This is a genomic window from Streptococcus ovis DSM 16829 (genome assembly GCF_000380125.1).
Taxonomy (GTDB): Bacteria; Bacillota; Bacilli; order Lactobacillales; family Streptococcaceae; genus Streptococcus; species Streptococcus ovis.
The window spans coordinates 77,886-98,954 of record NZ_KB904574.1; the positions used below are offsets into that span (position 1 = coordinate 77,886).

At 40.7% G+C, this 21,069-nt stretch carries 16 protein-coding genes; 15 read left to right on the plus strand and 1 reads right to left on the minus strand.

The features are described 5' to 3' along the window. Positions 1 to 179: 179 nt before the first annotated feature. The 3 genes from A3I9_RS0105325 to pyk all read left to right on the plus strand — a co-directional run bounded on the left by A3I9_RS0105325 (position 180) and on the right by pyk (position 5,937). The gene (locus A3I9_RS0105325) at positions 180 to 3,284 is read left to right on the plus strand and encodes a DNA polymerase III subunit alpha (protein ID WP_018378012.1); all 3,105 of its coding nucleotides are present in this window, start codon (positions 180 to 182) and stop codon (positions 3,282 to 3,284) included. Positions 3,285 to 3,367: 83 nt separating this feature from the next. Continuing rightward, positions 3,368 to 4,381 (plus strand): 6-phosphofructokinase, encoded by a 1,014-nt coding sequence (gene pfkA / locus A3I9_RS0105330; RefSeq protein WP_018378013.1) that lies wholly within the window; start codon positions 3,368 to 3,370, stop codon positions 4,379 to 4,381. Between the two features lie 50 nt (positions 4,382 to 4,431). Further along, positions 4,432 to 5,937, plus strand: coding sequence for a pyruvate kinase (gene pyk / locus A3I9_RS0105335; protein ID WP_018378014.1), 1,506 nt, complete (start codon positions 4,432 to 4,434; stop codon positions 5,935 to 5,937). 65 nt (positions 5,938 to 6,002) lie between these two features. On the opposite strand, the gene A3I9_RS0105340 is transcribed toward pyk, so the two are convergent. After that, on the minus strand, positions 6,003 to 7,112 hold the full coding sequence (locus A3I9_RS0105340; RefSeq protein WP_018378015.1) for an NAD(P)/FAD-dependent oxidoreductase: 1,110 nt from the start codon (positions 7,110 to 7,112) through the stop codon (positions 6,003 to 6,005). Between the two features lie 88 nt (positions 7,113 to 7,200). Between A3I9_RS0105340 and A3I9_RS0105345 the strand changes: the two genes are divergently transcribed. The 12 genes from A3I9_RS0105345 (at position 7,201) to pynA (ending at position 21,049) form a co-directional block, all read left to right on the plus strand. Next, positions 7,201 to 7,818: a GDSL-type esterase/lipase family protein gene (locus A3I9_RS0105345; protein WP_018378016.1), complete on the plus strand. Its 618-nt coding sequence runs from the start codon at positions 7,201 to 7,203 to the stop codon at positions 7,816 to 7,818. Positions 7,819 to 7,879: 61 nt separating this feature from the next. Further along, positions 7,880 to 8,422 (plus strand): signal peptidase I, encoded by a 543-nt coding sequence (gene lepB, locus A3I9_RS0105350; RefSeq protein ID WP_018378017.1) that lies wholly within the window; start codon positions 7,880 to 7,882, stop codon positions 8,420 to 8,422. A 160-nt stretch (positions 8,423 to 8,582) separates the two neighbouring features. Further along, positions 8,583 to 10,394 (plus strand): glutamine--fructose-6-phosphate transaminase (isomerizing), encoded by a 1,812-nt coding sequence (gene glmS / locus A3I9_RS0105355; RefSeq protein ID WP_018378018.1) that lies wholly within the window; start codon positions 8,583 to 8,585, stop codon positions 10,392 to 10,394. A 222-nt stretch (positions 10,395 to 10,616) separates the two neighbouring features. After that, complete coding sequence (locus A3I9_RS0105360) at positions 10,617 to 12,359, plus strand: PTS mannitol transporter subunit IIBC (protein ID WP_018378019.1); 1,743 nt, start codon at positions 10,617 to 10,619, stop codon at positions 12,357 to 12,359. Positions 12,360 to 12,384: 25 nt separating this feature from the next. After that, complete coding sequence (locus A3I9_RS0105365; RefSeq protein ID WP_018378020.1) at positions 12,385 to 14,337, plus strand: BglG family transcription antiterminator; 1,953 nt, start codon at positions 12,385 to 12,387, stop codon at positions 14,335 to 14,337. A gap of 1 nt (position 14,338) precedes the next feature. Further along, positions 14,339 to 14,776 (plus strand): PTS mannitol transporter subunit IIA, encoded by a 438-nt coding sequence (locus A3I9_RS0105370; protein WP_018378021.1) that lies wholly within the window; start codon positions 14,339 to 14,341, stop codon positions 14,774 to 14,776. Between the two features lie 28 nt (positions 14,777 to 14,804). Continuing rightward, on the plus strand, positions 14,805 to 15,950 hold the full coding sequence (locus tag A3I9_RS0105375) for a mannitol-1-phosphate 5-dehydrogenase (protein ID WP_018378022.1): 1,146 nt from the start codon (positions 14,805 to 14,807) through the stop codon (positions 15,948 to 15,950). A 150-nt stretch (positions 15,951 to 16,100) separates the two neighbouring features. Next, complete coding sequence (lepA, locus tag A3I9_RS0105380; protein ID WP_026217346.1) at positions 16,101 to 17,933, plus strand: translation elongation factor 4; 1,833 nt, start codon at positions 16,101 to 16,103, stop codon at positions 17,931 to 17,933. A 72-nt stretch (positions 17,934 to 18,005) separates the two neighbouring features. Continuing rightward, positions 18,006 to 18,239 carry a hypothetical protein gene (locus tag A3I9_RS0105385; RefSeq protein ID WP_018378024.1) on the plus strand — a complete coding sequence of 78 codons (234 nt, stop codon included), beginning with the start codon at positions 18,006 to 18,008 and terminating at the stop codon, positions 18,237 to 18,239. A gap of 132 nt (positions 18,240 to 18,371) precedes the next feature. After that, on the plus strand, positions 18,372 to 18,857 hold the full coding sequence (locus A3I9_RS0105390) for a YkgJ family cysteine cluster protein (protein WP_018378025.1): 486 nt from the start codon (positions 18,372 to 18,374) through the stop codon (positions 18,855 to 18,857). Positions 18,858 to 19,147: 290 nt separating this feature from the next. Next, positions 19,148 to 20,173, plus strand: a complete 1,026-nt coding sequence (locus A3I9_RS0105395) for a YeiH family protein (protein WP_018378026.1) — start codon at positions 19,148 to 19,150, stop codon at positions 20,171 to 20,173. Between the two features lie 183 nt (positions 20,174 to 20,356). Beyond that, a complete protein-coding gene (gene pynA, locus A3I9_RS0105400; RefSeq protein WP_018378027.1) occupies positions 20,357 to 21,049 on the plus strand; it encodes a pyrimidine 5'-nucleotidase PynA in 693 nt (230 codons plus the stop codon). Positions 21,050 to 21,069: the final 20 nt, after the last annotated feature.

Here is a 21,069-nt window from a genome sequence, read left to right on the forward strand (position 1 = left end):
ATCAATGAAAATGAATTTGCAAGTACTTTTTATGTTTTTTTAAAATTTTTTGAGATAGGTAGCTCATTTGGTGTTTATGAGACAAGGAGTGATTGCTGCAAAATAAGCTTATAACCAGTCAATGTAGAGCTTTTCATATTTTTTTTGTATAATAGAATAAAAGACAAAGGAGAATACTGATGCTGGCTCAAATCGATACGAAAACGGTCTATACTTTTATGGATAGTACGATTACCATTGATAAATACGTTGCGCGTGCTAAAGATTTGGGCTATACCCATTTAGGAATAATGGATCGTAACAATCTGTATGCTGCTTATTCCTTTATGGAAGCTTGCTACCGTAATGGAATTCAGCCAGTAATCGGGTGTGAATTCGAACTTGAATTTGAGGGACAACCGTTCATACTACACTGTTTAGCCTTAAATAGTAAAGGCTACCAGCAACTTTTAAAGCTATCAACTGCTCGTATGATGGGACAAAAAGATGTGACGAACCTCCAGCAATATTTTTCAGATGTAGCCTTGATTCTTCCGTTTAGTGAGGATATGCCTTCATTTCGTTGGCATCAAAAGATGTATATTGGGGTCAGACCAGATACGCCTAAGCAAGATTTTATCTATCCGACTTTGCCTTTTCATACAGTTCGTTATTTTGAACCCTCTGAACTGGAAACTCTCCAAGTTTTACATGCTATTCGAGACAATGTGAGTTTAAGTCAAGTGGGAGATGTAGCTGGCCATCAATACCTCTATGGCCCCGAACAATTAAAAGGATTATTTTCTGAGCGATTTCCAGAAGCAGTTCAAAATTTGGAAAATCTGCTAGTGGATGTCCACTATGAATTGGATAAGGAATTAAAACTTCCTCGTTTTAATCGGGAACGTCCTGCGGTCGACGAATTACGTGAAAAAGCAGAAACAGGCTTGCGTGCTAAGGGCTTGACAAGCACAGCATACACTCAGCGTTTGCAACAAGAACTGAGGACTATCCACCAGATGGGTTTTGATGATTATTTTCTCATTGTCTGGGATTTACTTCGATTTGGTCGCAGTCAAGGATACTATATGGGAATGGGACGTGGCTCAGCAGTTGGTAGCTTGGTTGCCTATGCTTTAAATATTACAGGGATAGATCCAGTTCGCCATCAGTTGCTCTTTGAACGCTTTCTAAATGTTGAGCGTTTCAGTATGCCAGATATTGACATTGACATTCCAGACATTTATCGGGGTGAGTTTATTCGCTATGTCCGTGAGCGATACGGCAGTATGCATACTGCTCAAATTGTGACTTATTCGACCTTTGGTGCTAGACAGGCTATACGGGATGTCTTTAAGCGTTTCGGTACACCTGAATATGAATTGAGCAACTTAACAAAGAAAATTTCCTTCCGCGATACCTTGCAATCTGCCTATGAGCGTAATGCCTCTTTTCGCCAGCTGATTAATAGCAAGCCTGAGTATCAGAAGGCTTTTGGACTGGCAAGACAGATTGAAGGGCAACCAAGACAGACTTCTATTCACGCAGCAGGTGTTGTCATGAGTGACAACGACTTAACCGATGTCATTCCGCTCAAGCAGGGTGAGGATATGCTGATTACCCAGTATGATGCCCACGCCGTTGAAGCGAATGGTCTCTTGAAAATGGATTTTCTTGGTCTGCGTAATCTGACTTTTGTTCAAAAAATGAAAGAGGCTGTGGAAGAGAAATATGGGACCAGTATCATCATTGAAGAGATTGACTTGGAAGATGAAGCAACTTTAGGTCTATTCGCATCGGGCCAAACGAAAGGGATTTTCCAATTTGAGCAACCCGGTGCCATCAATCTGTTGAAACGGGTGCGGCCAAGTCGATTTGAAGACATTGTGGCTACAACCAGTCTAAATCGTCCCGGAGCAAGTGATTATTCCGACAATTTTGTGAAACGCAAGCATGGACAGGAGAGAATTGATTTACTAGATGATTCGATTGCTGATATTTTACAGCCAACATATGGCATTATGCTGTATCAGGAGCAGGTCATGCAGATTGCGCAACGCTATGCTGGCTTCACACTAGGAAAAGCCGACTTGCTTCGTCGAGCGATGTCCAAGAAAGATGCTACTGAAATGCAGAAGATGGAAGCAGAATTTCTAACAGGTGCCCAGCGATTAGGCCATGAGGAACAAAAAGCAAAAGATATTTTTGTGATGATGGCCAAGTTTGCGGGTTATGGATTTAACCGAAGCCATGCCTATGCCTATTCGGCCCTTGCTTTTCAGTTAGCCTATTTCAAAACGCATTATCCTGATATTTTCTTTGATATCATGCTGAACTATTCTAGTAGTGACTACATCACAGATGCTCTTCAATTTGATTTCAAGATTGCTCCTCTTTCCATTAATACCATTCCTTATCATGACAAGTTTGATCAAAAAAATATCTTTATGGGCTTGAAAAATATCAAGGGAATCCCTAAAGATTTTCTCTTTTGGATTGTTGAAAATCGTCCATTTAAAAGTGTAGAGGATTTTATTCTACAAGTACCGAATCACTATAAAAAAGAGGAAATGTTAAGGCCGCTTATTCAGCTTGGCTTATTTGATATTTTTGATAAGAACCGTCAAAAAATCATCAGCAATCTTGAAAATCTCTTTGTTTTCTCAGAAGCATTTGGGAGTTTTTTTGCTGAAGCAGAATATAGTTGGGTGGATGCAGAAGATTATACGGATAGTGAGAAATATGAACTAGAGCAGGGCATTATTGGAGTTGGCATCAGCCCTCATCCTTTAATCAAAATAGGTCAAAGTGCCCAGCGTTCCTTTACGCCTTTATCTGATCTCGTACAGGGTGAAAGGGTAACTATTCTAGTGCAAATTCAGCAAATTCGAATCATCCGTACAAAAAAAACAGGCGAGCAGATGGCCTTTGTGCAGGTGACAGATACCAAACAAAAACTAGATGTTACGCTTTTTCCAGATGTTTATCGTCGGTACATGTCTGATTTGACAGAAGGGGCTATTTTCTACATGATGGGTCGTGTGCAGGAAAGAGATCATCACTTGCAGCTAATTCTCGAAAGTTTAGAACACATCACCAATGAGAAATTCTGGGTATTAGTAGAAGATCATCAGCATGATATGGATATTGCCCATATCTTAGAAAACTATCCAGGAACAGTTCCAGTGATTTTGCACTATAAAACGGAAAATAAAACGGTGCAACTAGAAGGGTTTCATGTTCAAAAATCACCAGAATTGCAAGAAAAGTTACAAGGGATTTCATTGAAAACGGTTTTTCGATAAAAACTATGAAAAAGTCAAGCATAATGCGGTTTATTGTGATATAATAATACAGTTAAAATGAAAATTTAAAGGAGCATTAACGAATGAAACGTATTGCTGTTTTGACCAGTGGTGGAGACGCCCCTGGTATGAATGCTGCTATTCGTGCAGTTGTTCGCAAGGCACTTTATGAAGGAATGGAAGTGTTCGGGATCAACCGCGGCTACGCTGGGATGGTTGATGGAGATATCTTCCAATTCGACACAAAAGGTGTAACCAATATTCTCTCACGTGGTGGTACATTTTTGAAATCTGCACGCTACCCAGAATTTGCCAAATTAGAAGGCCAATTAAAAGGGATTGAACAGTTGAAAAAACATGGGATCGAAGGTGTAGTCGTTATTGGTGGAGACGGTTCTTATCATGGTGCGATGCGCTTGACAGAACATGGCTTCCCAGCAATTGGTGTACCTGGTACAATTGATAACGATATTGTTGGAACAGACTACACAATTGGTTTTGATACAGCTGTTCACACAGCTGTTGAAGCTATCGATAAAATTTGTGATACATCTTACAGTCACAAACGTACTTTCGTTGTTGAAGTGATGGGTCGCCATGCTGGGGACATCGCACTTTGGACAGGACTTGCAACTGGTGCAGACCAAATCATCATTCCTGAAGAAGAGTACGATATCAATGAAGTAGTAAAACGTAACATGGATGGTTATGAAAAACGTGGTAAGAGCCATGCAATCATCGTCCTTGCAGAAGGTGTCATGTCAGCTGACGAGTTTACGAAGAAGATGAAAGAAGCAGGAGATACAAGTGATCTTCGTGCGACAAACCTTGGTCACCTTCTCCGTGGTGGTAGCCCAACTCCACGTGACCGCGTTCTTGCATCACGTATGGGTGCTCATGCAGTTGCACTTCTGAAAGAAGGTAAGGGTGGCCTTGCAGTTGGTGTGCGTGATGGACACCTTGTAGAAAACCCAATCCTTGGTTCAGCAGAAGAAAATGCTCTCTTTAGCTTAGATGCTGAAGGTGGTATTGTAGTGAATAACCCACATAAAGCGAAACTTGACTTTGCTGTTTTAAATCGTGAGTTACGTCGTTAATGGTATATAATCTTTAAAAGATAAAAGAATAATTAGGAGAATCTAAAACAATGAACAAACGTGTCAAAATCGTTGCAACACTTGGTCCAGCCGTTGAAACGCGCGGTGGTAAAAAATTCGGTGACGATGGTTACTGGGGTGAGCCACTTGATGTAGAAACATCAGCAAAAACTATTGCTTCTTTGATTGAAGCTGGTGCCAATGTTTTCCGTTTCAACTTCTCACATGGTGACCATGAAGAACAAGGTGCTCGTATGGCAACTGTTCGTCGTGCAGAAGAGATTGCAGGTCAAAAAGTTGGTTTCCTTTTGGATACAAAAGGTCCTGAAATTCGTACAGAATTGTTTGAAGGTGATGCAAAAGAATTTTCATACAAAACTGGTGAAGTGATTCGTGTTGCAACAAAACAAGGTATCAAATCAACTCGTGACGTGATTGCTTTGAACGTTGCAGGTGCTCTTGATGTTTTTGACGATGTTGAAGTTGGGAAACAAGTCCTTGTTGATGATGGTAAACTTGGTTTGAAAGTCATTGATAAAGATGCTGAAAAACGTGAATTTATCGTTGAAGTTGAAAACGATGGCGTGATTGCGAAACAAAAAGGTGTAAACATTCCTTACACTAAAATTCCTTTCCCATCATTGGCAGAACGTGATGATGCTGATATCCGCTTTGGTCTTGAAAATGGCTTGAACTATATTGCAATTTCATTTGTTCGTTCAGCAAAAGACGTTGAAGCAGTTCGTGCAATTTGTAAAGAAACAGGTAACGACCATGTTCGTCTTTATGCAAAAATCGAAAACCAACAAGGTATCGATAACTTGGATGAAATCATCGAAGCTGCTGATGGTATCATGATTGCGCGTGGTGATATGGGGATTGAAGTACCATTTGAAATGGTTCCAGTTTACCAAAAACAAATCATTACAAAAGTGAATGCTGCTGGTAAATCAGTTATCACTGCAACAAACATGCTTGAAACAATGACTGAAAAACCTCGTGCAACTCGTTCTGAAGTTTCTGACGTCTTCAATGCTGTTATTGATGGTACAGATGCAACAATGCTTTCAGGTGAATCTGCAAATGGTAAATACCCATTGCAATCTGTGCAAGCCATGGCAACTATTGTGAAAAATGCTCAAACACTTTTAGAAGAGTATGGTCGTTTGTCATCAGATAAATTTGATCGTAAATCTAAAACAGAAGTTATCGCATCAGCAGTTAAAGATGCTTGTCACTCAATGAATATCAAATTGGTTGTTACTGTAACTGAAACAGGTTATTCAGCACGTGCTATTTCTAAATATCGTCCTGACGCAGACATTTTGGCTGTTACATTTACTGAAAAAGTTCAAAAATCAATGATGCTCAACTGGGGTGTTATTCCAGTTGTAACAGAAAAACCAAAATCAACTGATGATATGTTTGAATTGGCGGAACGTGAAGCACTTAAAGCTGGTTTGGTTGAACCAGGAGATAACATCGTTATCGTCGCAGGTGTGCCTGTCGGTGTATCAGGTTCTACTAACACAATGCGTGTTCGTACAGTATTGTAATCAAATGAAAAAGCCTATCTTTTGATAGGTTTTTTTAGTGTTGAAATATCCACTGTTTTCGTGGATTATTTTTTAATGATATAGGAATTTGGGCTATATGGTCTGCGGTTAAATCCTGTTGATTTTCCTTGCAATTCCTGTGCAATTTGCCAACCAATGAAAGGACCTGAAGTCAGACCTGATGATCCAAGACCACTAGCTACCCAGATGGAAGATTTATCCGCCAATGGTCCATAAAAGGGCAGGTAATCAGAAGTATAGGCCCTTGTACCAACACGGATTGCAGAAATAGGGTATTGAGCAATTCTTGGTAGCATTTTTTCAGCAGTGGTTTTCATATGCTGGATGTGTTTTGTATCGATTTCTAAATCAAAGCCCATTTTATCTTCGTGTGTTGCCCCAATCACTAATCTTCCCTGTTCAAATGGTAATATGTCTATTTCTCCTTGAAGCATACAACCCGGCCAATGATTGGTATTATCATCTGTTTTTACTTCTAGTAATTGTCCTTTTTGCGGGCGGATATCGACTTGATAAGAGAGAGGGGCTAGTAATTCTGGCAACCAAGCCCCGCCAGTTAGTAGGACGTGATCATATGTCAGTGATTCTGGTCCCACTGCAACAATATTGTTGGGGAGTAGGTGTGCCTCACCTTTGATCATTCGACCACCATTTTGGACGAATAGTTCTTGAAGAATATCTAGGAGAGCTCCACCATCAACACGGCCCCCACCACTTGTCAAGACTGCCCCGTCGGTTCCCTGCCAATCACTGATATGCGAGCGAATGCCTTTTGCATCAAGAATGGAAAGTTCACCTAACATTGGTGCTTCGGTTCTTCGTTGAACGGCAAGCCGATACAATTTCTCCAATAGTTCAGGTTTTTGCTTAAATACGAGTGTACCTGTTTGTTTATAGGGAAGTTGCTTCACGCCAGCCTCAGTTAAGTCTTCCATTAATTGTTGATAAAAAGCTGCTCCCTGTGCCGTTAATTGATACCAATTTTGATTGCGACGTTGAGAGAGCCAGGGACTGATAATACCGGCTGCAGCACGTGTTGCAGTTCCAATCCCCTTATCAATTAAGGTAACACTGGTATCTTTAGATGTTGACAAGTAGTAGGCAGCTGTGGAACCAACAATCCCTCCACCTATTATAATGATTTGTTTCTTCATATGTCTAGTATAACACAAAACAGGACAGTTTCTTTATTTGTCTAAACATGATAGAATGGAAATATTAGAAAAGAAGTCAGGAAATAGAATGGAAGATGTGATGAATCCTAGCGTTTTAGAGTTAGGAACTGGAGCGATTAAGGTTGCGGCTGTTGGTGATAGCTTGACATATGGATATGGTTTAGAAAATAGGGTACAAGACGCTTATCCGTCTATTTTGTTAGAAAAATTAGGATCGCATTATCGAGTATCCAATTTTGGATTGAGTGGTCGCTCTCTCCTTTCTACGACTGAATATCCGTATTTAGAGGAAAAAAATGCTAAGCTTTCTTTGGAGAGTGAGGCAGATATTGTGATTATTATGATTGGTAGCAATGATAGTCGCCCAACTTTTTGGAATCGTAGTCAATTTGTGAAAGAGTACCGAGAGTTAGTGGACTTATATGTGTCCATGACTAGTCAACCAGATGTTCTTCTGGTCGTTCCGCCTTATATCCCAACTAGTCGCTTTGGTCTAAATAATGATGTGGTGCGAGATGACTTGCAAGAAATCATTCCACAAATTGCCACTGAATATCATCTGCCATTTGTGAATCTCTATCCAGTGACAGAAGGTCATTTGGAATATTACAGCGACGGTTTGCATTTGACTCCTTTGGGAAATCGAGTCATTGCTGAAGCAATTTATTCTGCCTTGATGCAATAAATCTTTTAGACAATATTTGGTAAAGTATGCTATACTAATAACTGGAGAGATTGGAGAATCGATGGTAAAGAGAGATTTATTTCAGCATATAGCACTGATACTGGTTTTGATAATAGGCATACTCGCCCTACGAGTTTGGGTTTTTGAGCCTGTTCGGATCAATGAACAAATGGCCAATCATTATCTAGCAAAAGAGGAAGTGATTCTTGCAAAAAGAAATTCAGAAATACAGTATGGCGATTTTGTTTTGTATACGGTAAAAAATAAGAAATATGTTGGACGTGTCATTGCCATGGCAGGAGATAGTGTGACCTATATGGATGATGTACTGTATCGCAATCAAGAAATTGTGCATGAAGCCTATCTAACTCGTGAAGGGATGGGGGAATACTATACACAGGACATGACAATTGCTAGTTTGACAGATGATGCCCATGTAGTAGTACCGAAGGGATCGTATCTCATATTGAATGATAAGCGGACTGATACAAGAGATAGCCGTGAGTTTGGACTGATTGCAGATCAACAAATTGTTGGGCGGCTAACATTTAGAATTAGTCCTTTAGGAAAATTTGGCTTTATCGAAACTGGACTAGCTCAATAGAGTTAGTTTTTTTATAAATTAGACTATACCAATTTTTTTGTTGACAATCATAAAATCTTGATATATACTGATTTTGTTAGTTTTTTTGACTTATAAATTAGACTATACCAATTTTAAAATAAAAGGAGAGCTACTCTAATAGAGTAGCAGAGGAAAACTTATGTGTGGAATCGTTGGTGTTGTAGGAAATAAGAATGCAACGGATATCCTGATGCAAGGATTGGAAAAGTTAGAATACCGTGGTTATGATTCAGCAGGTATCTATGTCTCAAATGGGGCTAATGATGGACGTCTCATCAAGTCAGTTGGTCGCATTGCTGATCTTCGCAGTAAACTTGGTATTGATGTGGCAGGGACGACTGGGATTGGTCACACACGCTGGGCAACACATGGTCCAGCCTCAGAAGACAATGCCCACCCACATACATCAGAAACAGGACGTTTTGTCTTGGTTCACAATGGTGTGATTGAAAACTACTTGCAAATCAAGGAAATGTTAGCAGGTCATACTTTCAAAGGTCAAACAGACACGGAAATTGCTGTTCATTTGATTGGTCAATTTGTAGAAGACGGTTTGTCAGTTCTTGAAGCTTTCAAAAAAGCCTTGAACATCATTGAAGGATCTTATGCTTTCGCTTTGGTTGATGCAGAAAATCCTGATACTGTTTTGGTTGCTAAAAACAAATCACCGCTCTTGATTGGTCTTGGTGATGGCTACAACATGGTCTGCTCAGATGCGATGGCCATGATTCGCGAAACGAGCGAATTTATGGAAATCCATGATAAAGAATTGGTTGTTTTGACAAAAGATTCTGTCACAGTGACGGACTACGAAGGAAATGAAATCAAACGTGATTCATACACTGCTGAATTAGACTTGTCTGATATCGGTAAAGGAACATATCCTTACTATATGTTGAAAGAAATCGATGAGCAACCGACTGTTATGCGGAAATTGATTTCTACTTACGCAGATGCAAATGGTAAGATGACTGTTGATCCAGCGATTATCAAGTCAGTTCAGGAAGCAGACCGAATCTATATTCTTGCTGCAGGAACGTCTTATAATGCTGGCTTTGCGTCAAAAGCTATGCTTGAAAAACTGACAGATACACCGGTTGAACTGGGTGTGGCTTCCGAATGGGGCTACAATATGCCACTTTTGAGCGAAAAACCAATGTTTATCCTTCTTAGTCAGTCTGGTGAAACAGCAGATAGCCGCCAAGTATTGGTAAAAGCAAACGCAGCAGGTATTCCAAGTTTGACAGTGACCAATGTACCAGGCTCAACCCTTTCACGTGAAGCAACATATACGATGTTACTTCATGCTGGTCCTGAAATTGCTGTCGCTTCTACAAAAGCCTATACAGCGCAAGTAGCTGCCCTTGCTTTTCTTGCAAAAGCAGTTGGCGAAGCAAATGGCAAACAAGAAGCCTTTGATTTTGATTTGGTACATGAGTTGTCTATCGTGGCACAATCTATTGAAGCTACTTTGTCAGAAAAAGATGAGATTGCAGAAAAAGTACAAAATCTTCTTAGCACAACTCGTAATGCGTTCTATATTGGTCGTGGAAATGACTACTACGTAGCTATGGAAGCATCATTGAAGTTGAAAGAAATTTCTTACATTCAATGTGAAGGATTTGCAGCTGGAGAATTAAAACATGGTACCATCTCTCTTATTGAAGATGGCACACCAGTTATTGGTTTGATTTCCTCAAGTGAAGTCGTCGCTGCCCATACACGTGGCAATATCCAAGAAGTGGCAGCGCGTGGTGCCAATGTCTTAACAATCGTAGAAGAAGGATTGGACAAAGAAGGTGATGACATTATCGTCAACAAAGTACATCCATACCTTGCACCGATTGCTATGGTTATCCCAACACAGTTGATAGCTTACTATGCTTCATTACAACGTGGTTTGGATGTAGATAAACCACGTAACCTTGCGAAAGCTGTTACAGTTGAATAGAGAAATAATGAAAGTCTGAGGTTCTTATCTCAGGCTTTTTCTTTAAAATAATGACAGGTGAAAAGTTTTTACATATTTGTCACAAAAATTGTGACAAAATTTGAGTTTTCTTGCCATAAAGGGCAATGTATAATAGACTTATCAAAAAATGAACAAAATCTTTTGAAAGTTGCATAGACCAATTGATGAAGATTTTGCATCTTATTTATAGGAGGAGAAGAAATGGATACACAATCTTCTTTGAAAGTTCGAGTTCAGAAACTCGGTACGTCTTTATCAAATATGGTGATGCCTAATATTGGTGCCTTCATTGCATGGGGTGTTTTGACCTCGCTCTTTATTCCAACAGGATGGACGCCGAATGAACACCTTGGTGCTATGGTAGGCCCTGCTATCACATACTTATTGCCACTTTTGATTGGTTACACCGGAGGTCATATGGTTCACGGTCAACGTGGGGCAGTAGTAGGTGCTATTGCAACATTTGGTGCTGTTGCCGGTGCTTCTGTACCAATGTTTATCGGTGCCATGATTATGGGTCCTCTCGGAGGGTGGTGCATTAAGAAATTTGATGAAGCTTTTCAGCATAAAATTCGTCCAGGTTTCGAAATGTTGGTCAACAACTTCTCAGCTGGTTTGATCGGCTTTGCTCTTGTCATCTTAGCTTACCTTGCAGTTGGTCCTGTTGTATCAACCTTGACAGATCTTCTTGGTACTGGTGTAGAAGCAATCGTGAATGCTAAACTCTTACCACTTGCCAATATCTTGGTTGAGCCTGCTAAAATTCTTTTCTTGAATAACGCGATTAACCACGGTATCTTTACTCCACTTGGTACAGAACAAGTAGCTGCAACAGGTAAATCTATTCTTTACTTGATCGAAGCAAACCCTGGACCAGGTCTTGGTATCTTGTTAGCTTACGGTATTTTTGGTAAGGGGTCAGCTAAATCATCATCTTGGGGTGCAAGCATTATCCACTTCTTTGGTGGTATCCATGAAATCTACTTCCCATATGTCATGATGAAACCTCTTATGTTCCTTGCGGTTATTGCAGGTGGTGTATCTGGTACTTTTGTAAATCAATTGCTCGGCGCAGGTCTTGCAAGTCCTGCCTCACCAGGTTCAATTATCGCGATTTTGTTGGCGACAGCAAAAGGTAGTCATGTGGCGGTTGTCGCTGGTATATTTGTCGGTGCCTTGGTATCATTCTTGGTAGCGTCAGCAATTTTGAAAGCAGACAAATCTGAAGGCGATGATCTTGCTGAAGCGCAAGCAGCAACAAAAGCAGCAAAAGCACAGGCAAAAGGTCAAGCAGCCCCTGTTTCAGCAGAAATTTCAACAGACAATGTGAAACAAATTATCTTTGCTTGTGACGCGGGTATGGGTAGCTCAGCAATGGGTGCATCACTCTTGCGTGATAAAGTGAAAAAAGCTGGTTTGGATATTCCTGTAACCAACAAAGCTATTTCAAACTTGACAGATGAGCCAAACACTCTTATTGTGACTCAAGAAGAATTGGCAGCACGTGCAGCACAACGCACACCAAGCGCTGTTCATGTGGCAGTAGATAACTTCTTGACTTCACCAAAATATGATGAAATTATTGCAAAATTGGCAGGTGATGCTTCCCCAAAGTTTGAAACAACTTCGGCAGAAGCAGTTGCTGAAGTTGACCTCAATCAGATTGATGAAGTAGTCTTTGCTTACGGAAATGCACAAGGTTCTGCAACCATGGGCCAAGAGACCCTTCGTGCAATTTTCAAAAATAAAGGCATTCACATTCCAGTTGCAACAGTGCCTTACGCAACGCTCGGTGAGCACAATGCGAAAAATATTCTTGTCGTTACAACGATTGAACAACAGGCTGATGTGCAAGCAGCAGCTCCAAATGCTCAACTTTTAGTCGTAGACAGTGTGGTGACGACACCAGAATATGATAAAATTGTGGCAAGAATGCACAAATAAATTTAAAGTAGTATAATGTAACTATATGCTATTAACAAAACGTGAAGAACAACTAGTGAAAGCTTTCCTCCAAGTAGGGAAGCTTTCATTGAAAGAAATGGCAGACATTTTGCAGGTCTCTTCCCGCACAGTCTATCGAACCTTGTCAGATTTGACCATGACCTTAGCTGGACAGGATATACAAATCATCAAGGATGGGAAGAAGTATTATCTGGCAGGAGATGTTAGCCGTTTATCAGAAACTCAAGTGACAGCAGAACATTCTGCCAGCGAACGCTTGATACGAATCACTTATCACCTTTTAACCAGTCGGGAACCGGTCATCAATGAAGAACTTCAGGAGCTTTTCTGGGTATCTAATGTGACGGTAATTCAAGATATTTCGGAGATTGAAAAACGGCTACAGGAATTTGATTTAGAAATTCAAAGGAAGAGGGGCTATCAAATTCAAGGGTATTCGGCTCAAAAACGTCGTTTTTTAGCGATTCTACTCAGTAATGCTATTTCGATACAGGATTTCTGGCAAGACCAATATGAAGCATTTCCTGTCTTGAAAAAAGAGACCATTCAAATAGCTCGTTTGATTTTTGAAAACTATCAAACAGTTTTGGGAGAAGTCGATCCTAAATTGCGGGAATTCTTGGTTATTTTGCTGGGCTTAGCAGATAATCAAGAAGAGCTTGCTTCAGCAGTCAATGTGTCTAAGGAAGCATTGGATTTTTCGCAAAAAGTGTTTGCAGATTTGGCCAAAGCAACGAAAAGATTTTATAATTTGCAAGAGATTATTTACTTTGCTAATATCTTAGACGAGGTCATTATTAAGCGACAAGAGGTCCCTCTTTTTCGTGAGAAATTTGATAGTGAATTTTACTATGGAATTTCTCAACTAGTGGATGCCGTTTCGCGTTTTACAAAAATTGATTTTTTTAAGGACAAACTCCTATTTCGATTGCTCTTTAACCATGTGCGGTTGAGTTTGGCGGTTCCTATTCTCTTTCCAGAGCGAGCAACCACAAATGTAGCCTATCTGGCTGCCCAGCAGAATCAATTTTTGTATAGTATTGTCAGCTTGGTGATGCGGGATATTTTCCCGACCTTTATTCAAAACGAATTTGAGTATGAGCTGGTGACCTTGCACTTTGCTTCTAGTCTGAGAAGAAGTCCAGATATCTACCCGATTCGTCTCCTGTTGGTCACAGACGAACGTCCGCTGACCATCAGTGTGTTGATGTCAAAAATCAAGAATATTGCCCCCTTTGTCGAATGGATTGATATCAAGAGTACGACGGATTTACCTTATATTGACCTTAGTCAATATGATTACTGGTTGAGTACGAAGCCGATTCCAGGACGTGATATCGAGTTGATTTCCACATTTCCAAATACACAGGAGATTCTGTCCTTGCAGGAAACCTTGCAGCGGATTCAGGAGCATCGAACTATTTCAGAGCGAAAAGAATTGGTACCGCAACAATCTTATGATTTGCAGAAGTATCTGGAAGCCTCTAGTCAACTTTTGCGGAACTTTACTCTTTTTACTCTAGAGAATCCTAGAGAGTTTGAGGAAAGTGTGACACAAATTGTGAGAAGGTTAGACTTTGTGACAGATGGAGATTATCTGGCTCATAAACTTTTATCCCGTTTTGAATTAAGTCCTCTAGCCATTCCTAATACTAATTTAGCTTTGATTCACACCCAGTCCAGTACGGTGACAGAAAGTCATTTTCTAGTGGTCGAATTAACCCAATCTGTTTCTGCTGTTTCGATGAATCATCAGCATGAAGAGGTGCAGCGTGTCTTAGTGATGCTGACGAAGTTAGGTGAAAAAGAGGAAATCCGAGACCTGATGACAGCCATTAGCCAATCCATTATCGAAAATAATCTCTATACGGAAATTTACCGAACAGGTAACCAAGAGATTATCTATCATCTACTCAATACCATATTTACCGAAAAAATTAAGAAATTGGAGAATTAAGATGGAATTTCAAAAAGAACTAATCAAATTGAACCAGACCTTTGCGACAAAGGAAGAAGCAATTCGTTATTGTGGGCGTCAATTATTTGAAGCAGGTCATGTGAATGAAGCTTATATCGAAGCGATGATCCAACGTAATGAAGAATTATCTGTCTACATGGGCAACTTTATTGCCATTCCACACGGTACAGATGAGGCAAAGACAGAAGTGCTTTCATCAGGGATTACCATTGTCCAAGTGCCAGCTGGTGTGGATTTCGGAACAGAGGACAATCCAAAAGTGGCGACAGTGCTCTTTGGGATTGCAGGACTTGGTGATGAGCATTTGGAAATCATCCAAAAAATCTCTATCTTCTGTGCAGATGTAGATAATGTTGTGAAATTAGCAGATGCGCAATCTGTTGATGAAGTGGTGGCCTTGCTCAATAGTGTAGACTAATTTCGAGTGGAAAGGGAGAGAAAATCAGATGAAAAAAGCAGTTCATTTTGGTGCTGGTAATATCGGACGTGGATTTATCGGTGAAATTTTATTTGAAAATGGTTTTGAGATTGCCTTTGTGGATGTCAATGAGAAAATTATTGATGCTTTAAACGAGCGTGGTTCATATGAAATTGAAATCGCAGAGGAAGGTCAACGCCATATCGCTGTATCAGGTGTTCGCGGCATTAACAACGCCAAGAATCCCGATGATGTTGTTGCAGCGATTGCGGAAGCAGATATGGTGACGACAGCCATTGGACCAACTATCTTGCCTTTTATCGCTAGTTTAGTAGCACAAGGGATTGAAGCTCGTCAGGCAGTAGGTAACACGACACCACTAGATGTCTTAGCCTGTGAAAACATGATTGGCGGTTCAGAATTCCTCTATGAAGAAGTAAAAAAACACTTGTCAGAAGCTGGCTTGGCTTTTGCTGAAGAATATATTGGCTTCCCAAATGCAGCAGTAGACCGTATCGTGCCTGCTCAAAGTCATGAAGATCCACTCTTTGTAGTGGTTGAACCATTCAACGAGTGGGTGGTAGAAACCAGTCGTATGAAAAACTCTGCATTAAAATTGGACAAGGTACACTATGAAACAGACCTTGAGCCTTTCATCGAGCGGAAACTCTTTTCTGTTAACTCAGGACACGCGACATCAGCCTATACAGGTGCTTACTACGGAGCGAAGACTATCTTGGAAGCTTTGCAAAATGTTACTGTTAAAAATAACGTTGAAGCTGTTTTGGCTGAGATTCGTAGCCTCTTGATAGCTAAGTGGGGCTTTGACGAAGCGGCTTTGGTGGACTATCACAAGGTCATTATCAGCCGTTTTGAAAATCCATTTATCGTGGACGAAGTGACACGTGTCGCTCGTACTCCAATCCGTAAATTAGGTTTTGATGAGCGTTTCATTCGTCCAATTCGTGAGTTGAAAGAACGTGGTTTATCTTACCAATACCTTCTTCAAACAGTAGCCTATGTCTTTGCCTATCAAGACGAAACTGATGAACAGTCAGTGCAACTCCAAGCCCTTCTAGCTGAAAAACCATTATCAGAGGTTGTCAAAGAAGTGACAGGTCTAACAGACCAAGAACTGATTGCTGAAATCGTGGATGCAGTGGAAGCGAATTAGAATGAAAAACCAATGTCTGAAAGATGTTGGTTTTTTGCTTGCTGAAGACTTAGAAAAATACCCTAAATAGAACAGAGAAAAGCCGAGCACAAAGTCGGCTTTTTTGGTATAATGAAGGGTAAGAAAATTTGAATGTATAGGATTTCTGAAATGAAGATTGAAGATTTGAAAAAACGCCAAGAGAAGATTCGGAACTTCTCTATTATTGCCCATATTGACCATGGGAAGTCGACCTTGGCTGACCGTATTTTGGAGCAGACAGAGACGGTATCGAGTCGTGAAATGCAGGCGCAGCTATTAGATAGCATGGATTTGGAGCGTGAGCGTGGGATTACGATTAAGCTCAATGCTGTGCAGTTGAATTACAAGGCTAAAGATGGAGAAACCTACATTTTCCACTTGATTGACACACCGGGACATGTGGACTTCACCTATGAAGTATCGCGTTCTTTGGCAGCCTGTGAGGGAGCTATCTTGGTTGTGGATGCTGCGCAGGGGATTGAAGCACAGACGCTAGCTAATGTTTACCTAGCTTTGGATGCAGACCTTGAAATCCTGCCTGTCATCAACAAGATTGACCTTCCTGCTGCCGATCCAGAACGGGTTCGTCAGGAGATTGAGGATGTGATTGGTCTAGATGCTTCAGAGGCTGTCTTGGCTTCTGCAAAAGCAGGTATTGGTATTGAAGACATTTTGGAGCAGATTGTGGAGTTAGTACCAGCTCCGACTGGAGATGTAGAAGCGCCACTTCAAGCTCTTGTTTTTGACTCTGTTTACGATGCTTATCGTGGGGTTATCCTGCAGGTGCGAATTGTCAATGGAATGGTAAAGCCAGGCGATAAGATCCAGATGATGAGCAATGGCAAGACCTTTGATGTCACAGAAGTTGGGATTTTCACTCCAAAGGCAGTGGGGCGTGATGTGCTTGCGACCGGAGATGTTGGCTATATCGCGGCTTCCATCAAGACAGTTGCAGATACTCGTGTAGGGGATACCATTACATTAGCTGATAATCCTGCATCTGAGCCGCTATCAGGCTACAAGCAGATGAATCCGATGGTCTTTGCGGGTCTATATCCAATCGAGTCCAACAAATACAATGACCTTCGTGAAGCCTTGGAGAAATTGCAACTCAATGATGCCAGCTTGCAGTTTGAACCTGAAACGTCACAAGCTTTGGGCTTTGGTTTCCGTTGTGGTTTCTTAGGATTGCTCCACATGGATGTTATCCAGGAGCGGTTGGAACGCGAGTTTAACATTGACCTCATCATGACGGCACCGTCCGTAGTCTACCATGTCCATACGACAGATGGGGAAATGCTGGAAGTGTCCAACCCATCAGAATTCCCAGATCCAACGCGCGTGGATACGATTGAAGAGCCGTATGTGAAGGCGCAAATCATTGTGCCACAAGATTACGTAGGTGCTGTGATGGAATTGTCCCAGCGCAAGCGGGGTGACTTTGTCACTATGGACTACATCGATGATAATCGGGTCAACGTCATCTACCAAATTCCACTAGCAGAGATTGTCTTTGATTTCTTTGATAAGTTGAAATCTTCTACTCGTGGTTATGCCAGCTTTGACTATGAGATTTCAGAATACCGTAAGTCTAAACTGGTGAAAATGGATATTCTCCTCAATGGAGATAAAGTGGATGCGCTCAGCTTTATTGTTCACAAAGACTTCGCCTACGAACGTGGAAAACTCATTGTTGAAAAATTAAAGAAAATCATCCCACGTCAGCAGTTTGAAGTGCCAATCCAAGCCGCTATCGGTCAGAAAATCGTGGCTCGTAGTGACATCAAGGCCCTTCGGAAGAATGTCCTTGCCAAATGTTATGGTGGTGACGTTTCTCGGAAGCGCAAGCTCCTTGAAAAACAAAAGGCTGGTAAGAAACGGATGAAAGCCATCGGTAGCGTAGAAGTGCCTCAAGAAGCCTTCTTGAGTGTCTTGTCCATGGATGAAGATGAGAAGAAATAAGCTAGGTTATTCTAATGCTGGAGTAAAAATCCTAGTCTTATACCAAATCATTCGTAAAGAAATGAGAAAATAATGTCAGTGAAGCCGAAAAAAATCAAAGAAATACGTCAGCAGGAAGAGCCGGCAAAAAAAGAAGATGAGAAACCATTCCAATTATCAACGGCTATGGGAATTTTCTTTATCCTTCTCTATGCTTTTGGTATCTATACGAACCTAATGTCAGGCAATTATTTTATGGCAGTTGTCTGGACAGTCCTTGTTGGGGTTAATCTCTTTTTCATCATTCGTAATCGAAGGATGAAATGAAAAGACAAACTCGTGTAAAGCACGAGTTTTTTTGCTGGAAAATAGAGTCGCTAAGATCTAGTTTGTTTTTGATTATCCATATAATCTGTGCTAGAATGAAAAAAGACAAAATGATAGTGAGATGGAATGTGTATGGACATAGAACAATACCGCCAATTGGCTTTACAAAAGCAGAAGGAACATCGGATTTTCTTGGCGAGACTGAAAAAGAAAGCACCAAAAAATCTGGATAAGATCGTGCAGGAAATCCATACGGAGGTATTTAATGAAATTGATTGCTTAGAATGTGCCAATTGTTGCAAAACGTTGGGACCAGACTTTACCGAAGCAGATATTACTCGGATTGCCAAGCATTTTCGAATGAAATTGCCTGCCTTTGAAGAAATGTATTTGCAGGTAGATGAAGATGGTGATAAGGTTTTCAAATCGATGCCTTGCCCTTTTTTAGGACCAGATAATCTTTGTGATATTTATGACGTTCGTCCAAAAGCTTGCGCAGCCTTTCCGCATACGGATCGGAAGAAAATCTATCAAATCAATCACTTAACCATCAAAAACACCCTCTTTTGCCCAGCAGCCTATCTTTTTGTCGAAAAACTGAAAGAAAGAATAAAGTAAAAGGATATCTTATGAAAAAATTATTGATAGCCATTCTCTCTGTTGCAATTGTAATGCTGGCCATCTTTCATTTATTTCCTCAAGTGGAAGAGACCGTTCATCAATTGTTGGGATGGTACTAACGAATGTCGAATAAAGACTGAGTATAAAACAGTCAAATTTTACAAACCTCTGGATTTTACTATTCAGAGGTTTTTGATTATGGTACTTCACTTTTTGTTTGAATCGGAGCTGGATTTTACATTTTCGTCAAAAAGGTCTATAATGGTCACTAGAAAAAGGAGGCATTTATGTCGAACATACAAAGAAAAATTCCGGGAATACTTGTTTGTTTATTGATAGCCCTGCCAGCATGGTTTTTAGGGCAATGGGTTCCGTTAATCGGTGCTCCGGTCTTTGCCATCTTCATTGGAATGTTGGCAGGACGATTTTATCAGAATGGTGAACAAACAAATGCAGGGATTGCCTTTACTTCTAAATACATTTTACAAGCTGCAGTTGTGTTGCTAGGATTTGGTTTAAATTTATCACAGGTTATGTCGGTAGGGATTCGTTCTCTCCCTATTATCATTAGTACAATTGCGACGTCCTTACTTGTGGCCTATGAATTGCAAAAGTGGCTAAAATTAGATGTGAATACCGCCACATTGGTAGGGGTTGGCTCCTCTATCTGTGGAGGCTCTGCTATTGCTGCAACAGCTCCTGTCATTGAAGCTAAAGATGACGAAGTTGCTAAAGCCATCTCTGTTATTTTTCTGTTTAACATTTTGGCTGCACTCATTTTCCCAACCTTAGGCGATTTGATAGGCCTTTCTAATCATGGTTTTGCCTTGTTCGCTGGAACAGCTGTTAATGACACATCATCAGTCACTGCAACAGCGACAGCCTGGGATGCAATTCACCACAGCAATACCCTTGACGGAGCAACCATTGTCAAATTAACCCGAACGTTAGCAATCATTCCGATTACTTTAGGCCTGTCTCTGTATAGAAGTTACCATTCTTCTAAGCATGGTGGCATTACCCAATCAACCTTTAGTTTAAAACGAGCTTTTCCAATGTTTTTGCTGTACTTTATGTTGGCCTCTGTTTTAACGACGGTAGCAAGTGCATTGCACGTAGATGTTGCGATTTTTAGTCAATTGAAGGTTCTCTCAAAATTCTTTATTGTGATGGCGATGGGAGCAATTGGTCTTAATACAGATATTGTCAAATTGGTCAAAACAGGTGGCCAAGCCATTGGCGTTGGAGCAGCATGCTGGATTGCCATTACCTGTGTCAGTCTTGCCATGCAAGCCTTGTTGGGCACTTGGTAAGACAGCCAAATGAGCCATCAAGCATGACAATTAGTACATTTGTACATAGAATCAAGGATACAACAAGAGGTAGTGGATTAGAGGCAGTTAATTTTGAAACAACTACTTGCTTGATATTATGATATAATGAGAGGGATTTAAAACTAGTTGTTAGCACCTAACTTCAGAAAGGAAAACCTCACAATGTCCTACAAATTCCTACTATTCGACCTTGACCACACGTTACTTGATTTTGCCTTGGCAGAAGATGTGGCTTTGGAACTGTTATTAAAAGAAGCTGGTGTGACAGCTATTCAAGCCTATAAAGATTACTATGTGCCGATGAATAAGGCCATGTGGGAGGATTTGACGGCTGGGAAAATCAGTAAACCAGAGCTCATTCGTACACGTTTTTCACGCTTATTTGCCCACTTCGACCAAGAGGTGGACGGAGCAGCTTTTGCGGAGCGTTACCAACATCATCTTAGTCAGCAGGGGCAGTTTTTTGATGGCGTTCCAAACTTTTTAGAAACTTTAACACAGAAGGGGTATCGTATTTTTGGAGCGACTAATGGAGTGACTTTTATCCAGAAGGGTCGTTTGGCGCAATCAGGGCTGTCTCCTTACTTTGAGCAGGTCTTTATCTCAGACGAAGTCGGCCTCCACAAACCACAAAAGGAATTTTACGATTATATTGCGCGTGCAGTGGAGGGGTTTGACCATAGCAGAGCTCTTATGATTGGGGATAGTTTGACGGCTGATATTCAAGGTGGCATCAATGCGGGGATTGATACAGTGTGGTATAATCCCGCTGGTATAAAAAATGGATCAGTCATTCAACCGACCTATACGATTATGGATTATAGTGGTTTTCTTAAGATACTTGAAAAATGCTAAAAGCAAGATTTTCTTGCTTT

Excerpts from the sequence above, each read along its gene's own strand:
- A3I9_RS0105365 (WP_018378020.1), top strand. The coding sequence starts at position 12,385 with ATGCTATTAACAAAACGTGAAGAACAACTAGTGAAAGCTTTCCTCCAA.
- A3I9_RS0105385 (WP_018378024.1), top strand. The coding sequence starts at position 18,006 with ATGTCAGTGAAGCCGAAAAAAATCAAAGAAATACGTCAGCAGGAAGAG.
- A3I9_RS0105370 (WP_018378021.1), top strand. The coding sequence starts at position 14,339 with ATGGAATTTCAAAAAGAACTAATCAAATTGAACCAGACCTTTGCGACA.
- A3I9_RS0105395 (WP_018378026.1), top strand. The coding sequence starts at position 19,148 with ATGTCGAACATACAAAGAAAAATTCCGGGAATACTTGTTTGTTTATTG.
- pyk (WP_018378014.1), top strand. The coding sequence starts at position 4,432 with ATGAACAAACGTGTCAAAATCGTTGCAACACTTGGTCCAGCCGTTGAA.
- A3I9_RS0105375 (WP_018378022.1), top strand. The coding sequence starts at position 14,805 with ATGAAAAAAGCAGTTCATTTTGGTGCTGGTAATATCGGACGTGGATTT.
- pfkA (WP_018378013.1), top strand. The coding sequence starts at position 3,368 with ATGAAACGTATTGCTGTTTTGACCAGTGGTGGAGACGCCCCTGGTATG.
- lepB (WP_018378017.1), top strand. The coding sequence starts at position 7,880 with ATGGTAAAGAGAGATTTATTTCAGCATATAGCACTGATACTGGTTTTG.
- A3I9_RS0105360 (WP_018378019.1), top strand. The coding sequence starts at position 10,617 with ATGGATACACAATCTTCTTTGAAAGTTCGAGTTCAGAAACTCGGTACG.
- A3I9_RS0105340 (WP_018378015.1), bottom strand. The coding sequence starts at position 7,112 with ATGAAGAAACAAATCATTATAATAGGTGGAGGGATTGTTGGTTCCACA.
- glmS (WP_018378018.1), top strand. The coding sequence starts at position 8,583 with ATGTGTGGAATCGTTGGTGTTGTAGGAAATAAGAATGCAACGGATATC.
- A3I9_RS0105325 (WP_018378012.1), top strand. The coding sequence starts at position 180 with ATGCTGGCTCAAATCGATACGAAAACGGTCTATACTTTTATGGATAGT.
- A3I9_RS0105345 (WP_018378016.1), top strand. The coding sequence starts at position 7,201 with ATGGAAGATGTGATGAATCCTAGCGTTTTAGAGTTAGGAACTGGAGCG.
- pynA (WP_018378027.1), top strand. The coding sequence starts at position 20,357 with ATGTCCTACAAATTCCTACTATTCGACCTTGACCACACGTTACTTGAT.
- lepA (WP_026217346.1), top strand. The coding sequence starts at position 16,101 with ATGAAGATTGAAGATTTGAAAAAACGCCAAGAGAAGATTCGGAACTTC.
- A3I9_RS0105390 (WP_018378025.1), top strand. The coding sequence starts at position 18,372 with ATGGACATAGAACAATACCGCCAATTGGCTTTACAAAAGCAGAAGGAA.